Raw genomic sequence first — 13,395 nt, 5'->3', positions numbered from 1 at the left:
TGACCTGCAACTGGCAGGCAGACCTCGCACTGTCTGGGAGCATGCGACTCGTATCAGTGAAGAACTGGTGCCGACCCATTGCAGTTTTTGTGGCGTGCAATGTGGCATGAATTTGAAGGTCAAGGATGGGCAGGTGATCGGCGTGGAGCCGCGCAATTATCCTCACAATCGCGGTTCCCTTTGCCCGAAAGGGATCGTTGCTTATCAACAGGCGAGCCATCCCGACCGCTTGCTCTATCCCATGATTCGACGTGGTGGCAAAGGTGGCAAACTGGAACGGGCAAGCTGGGATGAGGCACTCAACTATATCGTCGAACGCTGGCAACGCATTCAAGCTGAATATGGCAAAGATGCCGTCTCTATCTATAGTGGCTCTTCCATGACTAATGAGAAGTGTTACGCGATGGGCAAGTTCGCGCGGGCTGTGCTGGGAACACGCCACATCGATTACAATGGACGCCTCTGTATGTCGTCTGCCGCTGTTGCCTATGCCAAAGCCTTTGGCGTTGATCGTGCTCCCTTGCCGCTGACCGATATTCCAGAGGCTAATTGTATTCTGACCGTTGGCGTCAATCTGGCCGAATGTTTCCCCATCGCCATGCAATGGGTCTGGAAGGCTCGCGATAAGGGTGCGCATTTGATTGTGCTTGATCCGCGTGAGACGCCGCTTGCGCGCACTGCCGACCTCTGGCTGCCTGTGCGTCCCGGCACCGATATTGTGGTGCTCAACGCCATATTGCGACAGATGATCCATGATGGTCTGATCGACGAGGCGTATCTGCGGGAGCGCACCAACGGTTGGGAGCAGGTACGCGAGGAGGTCGAGTCGTACACGCCAGAATATGCGCAAAAGATCTCCGGTGTGCCTGCCGCACGCATTGTGGCCGCCGCACGCCTCTATGGACGCGCCGCAACCTCGCTGATTATGCATGCACGCGGCATCGAGCATAGCACACATGGCGTCGATACATGTCTGGCATGTGTCAATCTTGCTTTAGCACGCGGACAGCTTGGCAAGCCTGGCGGCGGCTCGATGATGGTGACGGGCCAGGGCAACGGTCAGGGTGGGCGTGAAATGGGGCAGAAGGCCAACCAGTTGCCGGGATATCGCCATATCGATGTGCCGGAAGAGCGCCAGTATATCGCCGATGTCTGGGGCATTCCCGTTGATGAGTTGCCCTGGGAGGGCGCGGCAGCAACGGAGATGGTTCATCTGATGGCCGATGGTGAGATTAAAAGCACTATGATCGCCTGCTCCAATTTGATGGTCTCGCTCCCTGATAACAAGGTGGTTCAGAAAGCGTTGCATAACCTCGATCCGTTGATCGTCGTTGACTTTTTCATGTCGGAGACGGCTGAACTGGCGGATGTGGTGCTGCCCACAACGGTCTGGTGCGAGGATGAAGGCACAACAACGAATCTGGAAGGGCGCGTCATCAAGATCAATCGAGCTGTGGACCCGCCCGGAGAGGCAATGCCAGATTGGGAGATCCTGCGGGAGTTGGCGCGAAGGATGGGCAAGGGAGCGCTTATTCCCTATCAGACATCGCGTGAAATTTGGGAAGAGGTGCGCGTTGCCTCAAAGGGAGGCGTCTCGGACTATTACGGGATCACCTGGGAGAAGATTGACGAGCAGAGCGGCGTGTTCTGGCCCTGCCCCTCGGAAGATCATCCTGGCACACCTCGCCTGTTCACTGAACGGTTTGGGCACCCCGATGGCAAGGCAAAAATGTTTCCAATCACCTATCGACCTGCCGCTGAAGAGCCGGGAGCAGATTTCCCGTTCCGTTTGACGACCGGGCGCGTAGTCTATCAGTATCTCTCCGGCAATCAGACGCGTCGTCTGGGGTTTCTCAACTCGCAAGCGCCAGAGCCCTGGGTGGAAATACATCCGCACGCCGCCAATCAGCTTGGCATCAGCAACGACGAGATCGTGCGGTTGCGTACTCCACGTGGCTCCATGCAACTCAAAGCGCTGGTTGTACCCTCGATTCGCCCGGATACGCTCTTTGTGCCCTATCACTACGGCCACGCTCAGGCCATCAATCAACTGACAAATGCTGCGGTTGACCCGACCGTCAAGATTCCAGAATACAAGGTCTGTGCCGCAACAATTGAGAAGCTCTCAACTGCCGAGCCACTCCCGAACACGGGCAGCTATACCACTAACTTTACGGCAGAGAATGCACCAAAGATGTTCCCTTATGTTGTGGGTGAGACAAAAGGGAAGTAGGAGCAATCGAGCAAAACAATGATTATAGAGCAGAGAGGATTATTGAGAGTGGCAATAAAAACGATGTTTATCGATCCGTCGCGTTGCATTGGGTGCCGATCATGTGAGGCTGCCTGCCGCGAATGCGACTCCCACAAGGGGGAGAGCATGGTGATGGTCGATTTTATTGACCGGGGTATGAGCGTGGCAACGCAGCCAACGGTCTGTATGCACTGCGAAGACCCGGTGGCTCCCTGTGCGCAGGTCTGTCCTGTGATGGCAATTCAAATTACGCCCGATGGGGTGGTACAGATGGCCGAGCCGTCGCGCTGCATCGGGTGTCGCAACTGTGTCTATGCCTGTCCCTTTGGTGTGCCGAAATTCGACATCAAGGCTCGTTTGATGAAAAAATGTAATCTCTGTTATGATCGCACGAGTCAGGATCTCAAGCCCTGGTGTGCCCAGGCTTGCCCAACGCAAGCGCTCTGGTACGGCGACTATGAGGAGTTTATGAATCAGCGCGAGGGGCAACCGATCAATGTGACGAGCTATGGCACGCAGTCGGTGCGTACGCGGGTGTACTGGGTATTGCCAGAAGAGATGCCGCGCTTGAATATTGCTGACCTGTTGCAAGAGGCGCGTGCTGAAGTGGGAGGAGAACAGCAAGAGGAGGCATGGGTGCTGTCATGAACAATCATATCTCCGCACGTCGTTCCCTTTTGCACCGACGTACCACGCGCTGGCAAACCATTTTCCCCTATCACTGGGATGCCGATGAGTTCGTCTCGCGCCGCGAACTGCTCAAACTGGCGGTAATGGCTTCGGGAGCGCTTTTCGCTGCCACTGCTGGAGTTGTTGGCCTGGATTATGTAAGTCCGCGTAAAGATGAGGGGAGTCTGCATGCGGTTGTGCAGGCTTCGGAGGTGCCAGAGGGCGGCGTTCACTACTTCCAGTATCCTACGACGGAAGAGCAGGCCATATTGCTGCACTTGCCCGATGGAACCTTTGCGGCCTATAGCGGACGTTGCACCCATCTCTCCTGTGCCGTCTATTATCATCAGGAGCGCGAAGAGCTGGTTTGTCCCTGTCACGAGGGGGCTTTTAATCCGCAAACGGGCGAGCCTACAGCTGGACCACCACAGCGCCCACTGCCAAAGATCGCGATTCGCCAGGACGGTGAGATGTTGTATGCAGTAGAGGAGCACCCACAGTGAGTGAGCAGAACAACACCATTTTGAGCGAGACGACTGGAGATGTTGAGCGACATCCTCCTGCCGGGCGTGTGGCGGTCGTTATGGCAGGTCTGGCCATCGGCGTTCTGTTGATGGGGTTGCAACTCTGGCTGTTAACGATCGCACTTGATTTATACCTGTCGGGCCGCAACGAGGGCGTCTGGCAGCTTGCACTGACCTCCGGCCTGATCTTTCTCGGAGGCATATTCGTCTGGCGCATTGCCCTGCCACGACGAATATAAGTTTATCAAGTATATAATTGGTGCATCCAAACAATGGATGCACCAATTTGCGTATTCCAATCTCTTTATTTGTCCAATATCTGTTTATAGACCGCCACCTGCATCTGAGAAGGCGGCGTGGATACGTGGCAAGAGTGGTACCAGTTGCTTTTTTCGTGAGACCAGACCTTCTACAAACGCCGAATGTCCATTTTCCTCTAAAGGCACGCCCAACGCCTCTGAAACTGCGTGTTCGCCACCGTAGATTAAGAGATGGCAGCGCAGATTGATGATATCAACGATCATGAAAAGAAATGATGTATAGCCTCGATTTTGCGCGATATGCTGCATTGCAGAAAGCAGTTCTGGGATGCGTTTCTCGATGGTCGCGGGGCTGGCCGTTTCGACGGTGCCAATGGCAAAGGTTGTATTATGGACGGCGAATTCTTTGAAATCGGAGGTGATCAGTGCCTCGGCAGGTTTCTCGTTCAGATCGCTGGCGGCGGCGGCAAAAATGCTCTGTCCAAACTCCTCGATATCCTCGCCGGCGATGTCGGCCAACTCTGCGGCGATGCGCTCATCTTTGGATGTGCAGGTAGGAGAGCGCAGGATCAACGTATCATAGAGCAGACCGGCCAGGAGCAAGCCTGCGACCTCGCGAGGAATAGGGATATTGGCTTCGTGATACAGCCCGGCGATAATCGTCCCGGTGCAGCCGACAGGTTCGGCGCGGAACATAATGGGCCGGGTTGTGTGGACATCGGCGATGCGGTGGTGATCGATGATACCTAATAAATCGGCCTCCTCGATGCCATCAACTGCCTGAGAGCGTTCGTTATGATCGACCAGCACGACGCGTTTAGGGCGAGCTTTAATCAGGTCGGTACGCGAGAGGAAGCCAACCAGCCGGCCTTCGCCATCTACGACTGGCATCGAGCGCATACGAGCAAGCGTTGGCTGTATCTCGCTCATGAGATCTTCGGGATGGCAATAGCTCACCTCGCGGGTCATAAATTCTTGCGTTTTGATGCTGAGGTTTATCAGACGAACGGCGGTAAACGTGTGGTGTCCGGTGCTGATCACCATGACGCCCTGTTTGCGTGCGGCCGCGAGGGTTTTTCCTGAGACGAGCAGGTCGCCGGTAATAACCAGGGCTGCGGCTCCCCGTTCAATGGCTTTGAGCTGTGCGTCTTCTCGGTCGCCTGTCACGACAAGGCATCCTGGCTCGATGTAGTCCGCCATCGTTTCCGCCTCCATCGCAGCCACTAAGACGCGATTACCGAGCTTGCGGCGACCCTCAACCAGCACACTACCCTTGAGGACGCGTACCAGATTGTCGCGATCAAGTGGAATGCGGTTGACCGCTCGGGGATCAAGATCATTAAAGAAGAGTTTGGCAAAATCTTCGTTCGCTATAATTCCATGTACTTTATTATCATTATCTACAACGGGCATAGAACGTCGATTGTGTTCTTGCAACAGCTGCCCGGCTTCCAGTAATGGCTGATCGAGACGTGCGGAGGTCACTCCCCGGCGCATGACATCCCGTACCTGTAAGTAGACATCATCGAGCGCTTCGGGTGGCTCGACCTGATAGCGGTCGAGAATAAATTGTACTTCGGGCTTTAACTCGCCGTTGCGTGCAGGAATGGCTTCCTCTTCACCTTGCAATTGGAGGAGTTTTGCATAGGCATAGGCAGAAGCAACGGAGTCCATATCAGAATTTTTATGACCGATTACATAGATGGGTCGCATCATAGTTTGTCTCCATGCAAGAGTGATCTCCGGTAACGCAACATCTATCTCTTCTACGTCATCCATGTCACTCATTGAGTCTATTATGAAGGTGTCGTCAAGCTTTGCGTTGTCTATAATATTTACTTTCATTCTTTGCTCTGGCTCTTCGTCTTTGAAGGACGCTAGAACGGCTCCTCTTATCAATGTTTATATAAGTACAACGAAGCTCGTCACAATAAATAGAGGTCGATAGCCTCTTCCTCATCTTTTTTACTTCCCTACTAGTATCATAACGGCATTAGCATCTTGTGGCTAGCCTTTTTGGTTCGTTCGGAGGAATTGAAAAGATCTAAGGTAAACTACGTGTAATATTTTAAGACAGAAAAATTAAGCTCGGAGACAGAGTGAAAACGTATGCAAAAGCTAGAGGTTTTGATAGAAGAGAACGCGTTTGGTGCCGTTCGTCCGATGGAGGTTGTGGCTGATGCGCCTGTATCCGCGCTGGTGCCTGCTCTGGTAGAGGAATTGAAGCTCCCTAAAACGGATCTGTTTGGGAAGCAACTGGTCTACATGTTGCGTCAGTCTCTAGGAGGGCGCATCCTTCCAGAAAATGGCACGCTTCTTGATGCCGGCATTACCACCGGTATGCGTCTAGCCCTGGACTCTTATGTGGTAGATGGAACGATCGCAACGCTTGTCAAGTCAGTTGAGGAGCCGCCGCCTCCCGATCCCGGCCTGTACTCTTCGCAGACAATTGCAGATTTTAGCAATTTACCATCATCCGGGGAAAGACACACCTCCGACGATTTGTCGCCGGTCAAAAGAAAATCTCGGCCCACGCGTCGTGGGTTCCTGCTCTTGAGCGGCGTTGTCCTGGGGGTTGTTGGTAGTGGCGTTGGTTATACCGCCTATCAAGCCGGAGCTTTTAAGACGCTAGGAAACATAGTGCAGGCGACGACGCAAAGTATGATACAACAGAAGGCCACTAACTCCGCTCCTCCAGCTGTGACCGCTCAACCAACGCTTCCAACGAAGCTGACCTCTGTCTTTACTTTCACACGTCATCAAGGGGCCGTGCGCGCCATCACCTGGTCGCCCGATGGTGCTCTGCTCGCCAGTGGTGCCGATGATACAAAGGTATTTATCTGGAACATGAATGGGGCTGTTCAGCAGACGCTAGCGCATCCGGCCTCTGTGCGTGCTCTGGCCTGGTCTGCCGATGGAAAGCGCCTGGTGACAGGGGCAAACACACAAGTCACGTTTTTTCGTGCCCAAGATGGGAAGGTACTTGCGCGACCAAATCAGCGGCATACCGGGCAAATTACGGGTCTATCCTGGGCCGCGCATGAGCCGATGCAGGTCGTTTCCGGCGGCATGGATAGGCGCGCGATTGTGTGGAACACGACGAACTATCGTGCGCAAACGATCTTTACTGGTCATACAACTGCTCTCGATGCCGTTACCTGGTCGGGCGATGGAACAACGGTGGCCTCCGCTTCTCAGGGGGGCGTCGTGCGCGTCTGGCGTGCTGCTACCGGCAAAGAAGTGCATGGATTGTATCTGGATGGTCAGGTGTCGCTCAATGCGATTGCGTTTGCTCCAACGGGTATGATGCTGGCGGCTGGTGGCGCAGATGGGAAGGTTCGTCTTTGGGACGGATTGACCTGTCAGCAACAGGGTAATGGTCTCTTTGGGCCGCAATGTATGGATGTGCCGCAGCGTCTCTCCGTCTCCAAGAGCGCGGTGCGTTCGCTCGCCTGGTCGCCCGATGGCCGCCTCCTTGCTGTTGGCACTACGGATGGTATGCTTTCGCTCTGGGACTCTACGCAGAATCAGCAACCATTGTTAACCGTAGCCGTAAAGCAGATTGTACGTGGCCTGTCCTGGTCGCCGGATGGCAAGCATCTGGCAGCGGCAGTTGGCAACGCCGTCAACATCTGGGCGTTGATGTAGGTGCCATGCCGTTTCTACATCAACGCTGATGTTGATCGTGTCCGTTCTAATGAGCGGCCTCTTCAATAAAACGCACTATAATCTCTAGATCATGATACGCACGCCTGGAGAGAGGGTTCGTAAGGTATGGAACCTTCTTGAGCACTTCGTAGGCTTGCTGGCATTGCTCCAGCAGAAATTGACGACAAAACGCCTGCGTCTGTGTGTGCTCCATGATCTCCAACACCACTTCTGCCTGATTGAAGGTGATCGGATCGCTTTGTTGATAGATTTCCAGCAAGATCTGGCGATCCTGGTCGTTCGCATGCGTGAGAGCATGGATGATGGGGAGGCTCTTTTTGCGCCGGTGAATATCGCCGGCAGGGGTTTTGCCTGATTCGGCGCTGGTAGCCCATATACCAAGCAGATCGTCGCGGATCTGAAAGGCAACACCGCTGGCCTCGCCAAAGTTGCGCAGATGGTGAATGATTTCCTGATTGGCAGTACCCAGACAGGCCCCCATCTCGGTTGAACAGGCGATTAATGCTGCTGTTTTGCGACGAATCATATCCAGGTACATTGGAATAGAAATATCGAGTCGTGCTTCAAAATTGATGTCTAGGTATTGTCCCTCCATTACGGTCAGGCTTGCACGATCAAGGAGGTCGGCAAGGTGGATGGCGGTATGTCCATCGACACCGTGATCGAGGACACCCCATAAGACTATACGCGCTAACGAATGTATTCCATCTCCTGTATTGATAGCCTGTGGTACTCCCCAGATCGTCCACAAGGTCGGGCGATGGCGACGCTCTATATCTCCATCCTCGATATCATCATGAACGAGTGTGAAGTTATGTGTAAGCTCAACTGCTACAGCGGCAGGGAGTGCGCATTCTAAGTACGCACTTCCTGGCTGTTCGGTCTTTGCTCGCCCCCCGGCTCCTGCTGTCTCGTAGGCAAGAAGCACGAGGGTCGGACGTAGCAGTTTGCCCATATTGTGTTTCGCTGGTACAAGATTTGCATCTACCCACCCTAAATGATACTGAATTTGTCCATAAAAAGGATCAGTTTCCTGTGTACCTGTACGTATCGCCACGTTTGCGATAGCTGTATGCAGCGCTGTCTCGATCTCGTGGTGATGGCGTAGCAGTGTGGATTGGATCGTAGATGACAGGGCCATAGATTTGCTCGTTTTCCTCTTCTATTGATAGATGGGAACGCGATCAGGGACGAAGGAAAAATAAGATTGTAGCGGCTATTGTTCCCGCAACGGCGATAAAGCGGGCCAGTCCCTTAATACCTCCAACAGAAGCAAGTGGCGCGCATAGATCGCAATACCGATTGACATACTGGTAACGATGGCCGCGCATACCTTCTCGAACGATCATCACATCCTCTGTTTTACGCTTGGTGTGCAATGCATCACAGATATGCCTACCACATCCTCGGCAAGTGAATTGATCGACAAAGTGTAAGGTTTTTGAAAGCGACCATTGATCGGGGTAGACCTGAACGCCGCAGACATAGCATACTTGCGTCTGAGCCAGCTTCATCTGCTTCTCCGCGCAAGGAGCATGCTGCTGCTTGGGGAAATGATCCTGACAAAAACTAAATCCGCAATCTGGACAACGGCCCAGAGCCTCTTCGCTGCACTCGTGGCACCGACGAGAGGCGGTCACGGGACGATGAATATGTTTGATTTCACCTGTATTGTGCATCGTATTCCCTCATTCGTCTATTCGGATGATCCCAAATGACGATCAAACTTTTGTAATCGTATTTTATTATCGAACGGTCTTAAAACTCTATTTATAGCCGGTATGCCAAGTATAACATCGTGATTTGCCATTCAGCAATGCGAAAAGATATGATGATAACTAACGTTACTATCATAATCACAAACGAAACAAGGATTGACTGGCTATGTCTGTATCTTTTCCTCCTACTGTCTGGTCTGATCACCATATAGAATGGGGCGCACAAACCTATGTGATGGGCATTGTCAATGTGACGCCCGACTCGTTTTCGGGCGATGGCCTCGCTATTGATACGCTTTCTGAAGAGGCTTGGGTTCAGCAGGCAGTGGCACAGGCCCGAAAGTTTGTCGATGAGGGAGCAGCTTTTATCGATGTTGGCGGCGAGTCAACCCGACCAGGGGCTGCGACCGTTTCGGCACAGGAGGAGCAAGCTCGTGTCATCCCGGTCATTAAGGCGTTGCGCGAAGCCTTGCCTGCTGAAGTAATAATATCAATCGATACCTATAAGGCTGAAGTGGCGGAGCAGGCACTACTGGCAGGAGCCAGTATTATTAATGATATCTGGGCGTTGCGCGGCGATTCTGAAATGGCACCAGTTGCTGCTAAATACGAGGTTCCAGTGATATTGATGGCTAATATGCGTGGATATCAAAAACGCGAAATTGTGAGCGATGTGGTGCGCTTCCTCGCTGGCAGCATCGATATGGCGCTGGCGGCTGGCGTGGCCTGGGAGCGCATTATCGTTGATCCAGGCATTGGCTTTGGTACGACTCCTGAAGAGAGCCTGACCCTGCTGCGTCGGCTGGGGGAATTGCGTGTCCTGGGACGGCCTGTACTGGTAGGAACATCACGTAAATCATCTATTGGACGTATATTGGGAGGATTACCAGCATCCGAGCGCCTGGAAGGAACCGCCGCAACGGTGGCTTTGAGTGTTGCTCAGAGAGCCGATATCGTACGCGTACATGATGTTCATGAGATGATGCGAGTTGTAAAAATGAGCGATGCTATTGTACGTGGCACGTTTGCATTATCATAAATAAGAGATATTTATTAAGGGGATACATAGTATTGTGATGAATTATCAAGAAGCTCTGGCTTATATTTACAGCTTTATAGATTATGAACGTTCTGGCAAATATACGCGAGATCGCAACGAAAATTTGGAGCGCGAAAAGGCTCTGCTCGATCAGCTTGGTAATCCGCAGCAAAAATATAGCAATACGCTCATTGCGGGAACAAAAGGCAAAGGATCGACAGCGGCCTTGATTGAGCGTGTCTTGCGCGAGGCGGGTATCTCTACTGGCCTCTACACTCAGCCTGACCTGCATACGTTTCGCGAGCGTGCGCAGGTGAACGGGAGAATGATCAGCGAGGAAGAAGTAGCGGAGTTAGTGCCGGATCTGCGTGCCGCCGTTGAGCAGATTCAATCCTGGCACAAGTTTGAGCCATTCATTACCTATGAAGTTGGTACTGCCCTTGCCTTGCTTTACTTTGCTCGGCAACAGGTGCAACACGCGGTTGTTGAGGTTGGTCTGGGCGGGCGACTGGACGCGACGAACGTAACGCACCCGCTGGTCTCCGTGATTGCTTCGATCAGCTATGATCATATGAGCATTCTTGGGAATACATTGGATAAGATTGCGACGGAAAAGGCCGGGATTATCAAACAAAACGGCCCGGTTGTGACCTCTGCTCGTCCTCCAGAGGCATTGCTTGCCATCGCCCGTGTTGCCCAGCAGCGCGCAGCCAGGATGGTACGTGTTGGCCCATCTGATGATGATCCTGCTCAAGCGGAGGTTGATGCTGGTAAGCTTCCCCCGCTAAGTTATCGTTATCGCTTGGAGGAGCGGCACGGACAGCAGCAGCGTTTTACGGTCTGGACGCCTGAGCGGGTGTATAATGGGCTGGAGATACCCCTGGCAGGTGAGCATCAGATTGAGAATGCGACGTTGGCTCTGGCAACGCTTGATATGCTGCGTGAGCGTGGAATTTCCTGGGATGAGCAGGCGTTGCGACGTGGTCTCGCGCTGGTTCACTGGCCTGCTCGTATAGAAGTTGTTGGGCAGAACCCGACAATTGTTGTCGATGGGGCGCACAATGCCGACTCGATGCAAAAATTGGTGCAGGCGCTCCGCTCCTCTTTTGACATGCATCGTCTAATCGTTGTGCTGGGGACAAATAAGGATAAAGATCAGGGTGGCATTGCTCGTGAACTGGCGGAGGCTGATGCGGTGGTGCTGACAAAGATTCATAATCCCCGGACGACTGCTATCGAGACGCTGGAATCTGCCTTTGTCGAACACGCGCCAGATGTGATTCGTTATATGGCGAGCGATCTTGAGGAGGCGATGGCATTGGCCCTTGATCTGGCCGATAACAATGATCTTATCTGTGTAACTGGTTCGGTCTATCTGGCGGGGGAGGCATTGCGCTGGGCCGCCGCGCATGGAAGTGCTACTGCTGCCGCTGAAATAGGAGGTGTTGATCACTAAATCTCTTGTACGTGCAAGCCTGCAATGGAGCAGGTTGGCACTTATTGTTTGCATTGTAATGCGTTAGATGCTTGAGGCGTTGTATCTTTCAGGATCTTTCGGGCGCTGTACTTCATTGTGGAGGTAATATATGCAATCTCTGATGATGGATTATCCTCTTACCTTGCAACATGCTTTTCACCGCGCCGTCCATATTTTTCCTCGTAAAGAAATTGTCACGCAGACCGATGGTGAGCCATATCGTTACACCTATGGCGCCTGGGGAGAGCGTGTGGCACAACTCGCAGGAGCTTTGAAGCAGGCTGGTGTGGTGGAGGGAGATAGGGTAGCCACGTTTGGCTGGAATACCTATCGTCATTTTGAACTCTACTACGCTGTCCCCTGTATGGGTGCTATCCTGCATACGCTCAATATTCGCCTCTTTGCCGAGCAGCTCGTTTATATCGTCAACGATGCTCAGGATAAGGTGATCTTTGTCGATGGCGATCTGGTGCCGTTGTTGGAGGAGCATGCCGATCAATTTCCATCGGTGCAGTTGTATGTCATTATGGGAGAGGCGGCTCACGCGACGGGCAAGTTGCAGCCCTCGGTCGATTACGAAACGTTTATCGGTAGCCATCCCACTACCTATGATTGGCCGCGCCTGAATGAGAACAGCGCCGCTGCAATGTGTTATACCTCTGGCACGACGGGCAATCCAAAGGGGGTTGTCTATAGTCATCGTTCTATTTATCTGCATTCGATGGGAGTGTGTCTGGCTGATGGGGCGGCGGTGGCCGAACGCGATGTGATCCTGCCGATTGTTCCGATGTTTCATGCAAACGCCTGGGGTTTTCCTCATGCTGCCGCTTTTGTAGGTGCCAAGCTCGTTTTCCCTGGTCGTTTTATGGACCCGATGCGCATCGCCCGAATGATCGAGCGAGAGCGTGTGACGGTCTCAGCGGCAGTTCCGACAATCTGGATTGGGATCTTGAACCTGCTTGGCAAAGAGCAGATAGATCTCTCCTCGTTGCGAGCTATTTATTGTGGTGGCTCTGCCGTCCCGCAGGCATTGATAGAGGGGCTATATCAGAAGCATATCAATATTGTGCATGCCTGGGGTATGACCGAAACCTCACCGCTGGCCTCGCTTTCCAAACTCCGCAGCTATCAGGAAGATCTCCCTTCAGAAGAGCAGTTTCGTATCAAAGCTCGGCAGGGAACGGTGCTGCCGGGCGTAGATTTCCGCGTGGTGGATATGGAAACGGGCCAGGAGGTGCCCTGGGACAATCAAACGTTTGGAGAGTTGCAGGTGCGTGGCCCCTGGATCGCGCGAGCATATTACAACGATAGCGAATCGGCGGCAAAATTTGCTGAGGGTTGGCTGCGTACCGGTGATGTGGCGGTCGTGGATGAGGATGGCACGCTTCAGCTTGTGGATCGCACAAAGGATCTGGTGAAGTCTGGTGGTGAGTGGATCTCTTCGGTTGAGTTAGAGGGTTTGATTATGGGGCATCCAAAGGTGTTAGAAGCCTGTGTTGTTGGCATACCTCATCCCAAGTGGGCGGAGAGGCCGCTAGCCTGCGTCGTACCGAAACCCGAATTTGCTGATCAAATCAGCGCAGAGGAGATATTGGACTATTTGCGTCCCCACGTCGCCAAATGGTGGCTACCTGATGACGTGATCTTTATCGAAGCCATCCCCAAAACGAGTGTTGGAAAATTCGATAAGAAGGTACTCAGGAAACAATACGAGATGTACAGTATGTCCCAGGATTAGGGGAAAGGGAAAGAATATGCGAATTGCAAAATTGCGCATATTCTTTC

The 13,395-nt window shown here is 53.0% G+C and carries 11 protein-coding genes; 8 read left to right on the top strand and 3 right to left on the bottom strand.

What is annotated here, in order from left to right; translation table 11 throughout:
• Window positions 1-10 precede the first annotated feature (10 nt).
• Genes fdhF through K3T83_RS08200 form a run of 4 tightly spaced genes read left to right on the top strand, consistent with a single transcriptional unit; the run spans window position 11 to window position 3,686 of the window.
• Window positions 11-2,233: a formate dehydrogenase subunit alpha gene (gene fdhF, locus K3T83_RS08215; protein ID WP_373324592.1), complete on the top strand. Its 2,223-nt coding sequence runs from the start codon at window positions 11-13 to the stop codon at window positions 2,231-2,233.
• 18 nt (window positions 2,234-2,251) lie between these two features.
• The gene (locus K3T83_RS08210) at window positions 2,252-2,902 is read left to right on the top strand and encodes a 4Fe-4S dicluster domain-containing protein (protein ID WP_373324479.1); all 651 of its coding nucleotides are present in this window, start codon (window positions 2,252-2,254) and stop codon (window positions 2,900-2,902) included.
• Entirely contained in the window at window positions 2,899-3,426 is a 528-nt protein-coding gene (locus K3T83_RS08205; protein WP_220202485.1) for a QcrA and Rieske domain-containing protein, read from the top strand. Before K3T83_RS08210 ends, K3T83_RS08205 begins: the two co-directional genes overlap by 4 nt.
• A complete protein-coding gene (locus K3T83_RS08200; protein ID WP_220202484.1) occupies window positions 3,423-3,686 on the top strand; it encodes a DUF6755 family protein in 264 nt (87 codons plus the stop codon). Before K3T83_RS08205 ends, K3T83_RS08200 begins: the two co-directional genes overlap by 4 nt.
• 84 nt (window positions 3,687-3,770) lie before the next feature.
• On the opposite strand, the gene K3T83_RS08195 is transcribed toward K3T83_RS08200, so the two are convergent.
• Window positions 3,771-5,423, bottom strand: a complete 1,653-nt coding sequence (locus tag K3T83_RS08195; protein ID WP_220202483.1) for a putative manganese-dependent inorganic diphosphatase — start codon at window positions 5,421-5,423, stop codon at window positions 3,771-3,773.
• A gap of 393 nt (window positions 5,424-5,816) precedes the next feature.
• Between K3T83_RS08195 and K3T83_RS08190 the strand changes: the two genes are divergently transcribed.
• Window positions 5,817-7,355 (top strand): WD40 domain-containing protein, encoded by a 1,539-nt coding sequence (locus K3T83_RS08190; RefSeq protein ID WP_220202482.1) that lies wholly within the window; start codon window positions 5,817-5,819, stop codon window positions 7,353-7,355.
• 46 nt (window positions 7,356-7,401) lie between these two features.
• Here K3T83_RS08190 and K3T83_RS08185 read toward each other — a convergent pair whose 3' ends face one another.
• Both K3T83_RS08185 and K3T83_RS08180 read right to left on the bottom strand, forming a co-directional pair.
• The gene (locus K3T83_RS08185; protein ID WP_220202481.1) at window positions 7,402-8,517 is read right to left on the bottom strand and encodes a polyprenyl synthetase family protein; all 1,116 of its coding nucleotides are present in this window, start codon (window positions 8,515-8,517) and stop codon (window positions 7,402-7,404) included.
• A 43-nt stretch (window positions 8,518-8,560) separates the two neighbouring features.
• On the bottom strand, window positions 8,561-9,055 hold the full coding sequence (locus tag K3T83_RS08180; RefSeq protein WP_220202480.1) for a hypothetical protein: 495 nt from the start codon (window positions 9,053-9,055) through the stop codon (window positions 8,561-8,563).
• A gap of 205 nt (window positions 9,056-9,260) precedes the next feature.
• On the opposite strand from K3T83_RS08180, the gene folP reads away from it, so the two are divergent.
• From folP to K3T83_RS08165, 3 genes are all read left to right on the top strand, one after another.
• Entirely contained in the window at window positions 9,261-10,133 is an 873-nt protein-coding gene (gene folP, locus K3T83_RS08175; protein ID WP_236064848.1) for a dihydropteroate synthase, read from the top strand.
• Window positions 10,134-10,170: 37 nt separating this feature from the next.
• Window positions 10,171-11,589, top strand: a complete 1,419-nt coding sequence (locus K3T83_RS08170) for a bifunctional folylpolyglutamate synthase/dihydrofolate synthase (RefSeq protein WP_236065105.1) — start codon at window positions 10,171-10,173, stop codon at window positions 11,587-11,589.
• 130 nt (window positions 11,590-11,719) lie between these two features.
• Window positions 11,720-13,348, top strand: coding sequence for a long-chain fatty acid--CoA ligase (locus K3T83_RS08165; protein WP_220202478.1), 1,629 nt, complete (start codon window positions 11,720-11,722; stop codon window positions 13,346-13,348).
• The last annotated feature ends 47 nt before the right edge of the window (window positions 13,349-13,395 follow it).

The sequence above is a fragment of the Reticulibacter mediterranei genome (assembly GCF_016587455.1).
The sequence above is the reverse complement of the archived record's forward strand: the minus strand, read 5'-3'. Positions and strand labels throughout refer to the sequence as shown.

Coding starts and splice junctions, on each gene's coding strand:
- K3T83_RS08210 (WP_373324479.1), top strand. CDS start 2,252: ATGATTATAGAGCAGAGAGGATTATTGAGAGTGGCAATAAAAACGATG.
- K3T83_RS08205 (WP_220202485.1), top strand. CDS start 2,899: ATGAACAATCATATCTCCGCACGTCGTTCCCTTTTGCACCGACGTACC.
- K3T83_RS08195 (WP_220202483.1), bottom strand. CDS start 5,423: ATGATGCGACCCATCTATGTAATCGGTCATAAAAATTCTGATATGGAC.
- K3T83_RS08190 (WP_220202482.1), top strand. CDS start 5,817: ATGCAAAAGCTAGAGGTTTTGATAGAAGAGAACGCGTTTGGTGCCGTT.
- K3T83_RS08185 (WP_220202481.1), bottom strand. CDS start 8,517: ATGGCCCTGTCATCTACGATCCAATCCACACTGCTACGCCATCACCAC.
- K3T83_RS08180 (WP_220202480.1), bottom strand. CDS start 9,055: ATGCACAATACAGGTGAAATCAAACATATTCATCGTCCCGTGACCGCC.
- folP (WP_236064848.1), top strand. CDS start 9,261: ATGTCTGTATCTTTTCCTCCTACTGTCTGGTCTGATCACCATATAGAA.
- K3T83_RS08170 (WP_236065105.1), top strand. CDS start 10,171: ATGAATTATCAAGAAGCTCTGGCTTATATTTACAGCTTTATAGATTAT.
- K3T83_RS08165 (WP_220202478.1), top strand. CDS start 11,720: ATGCAATCTCTGATGATGGATTATCCTCTTACCTTGCAACATGCTTTT.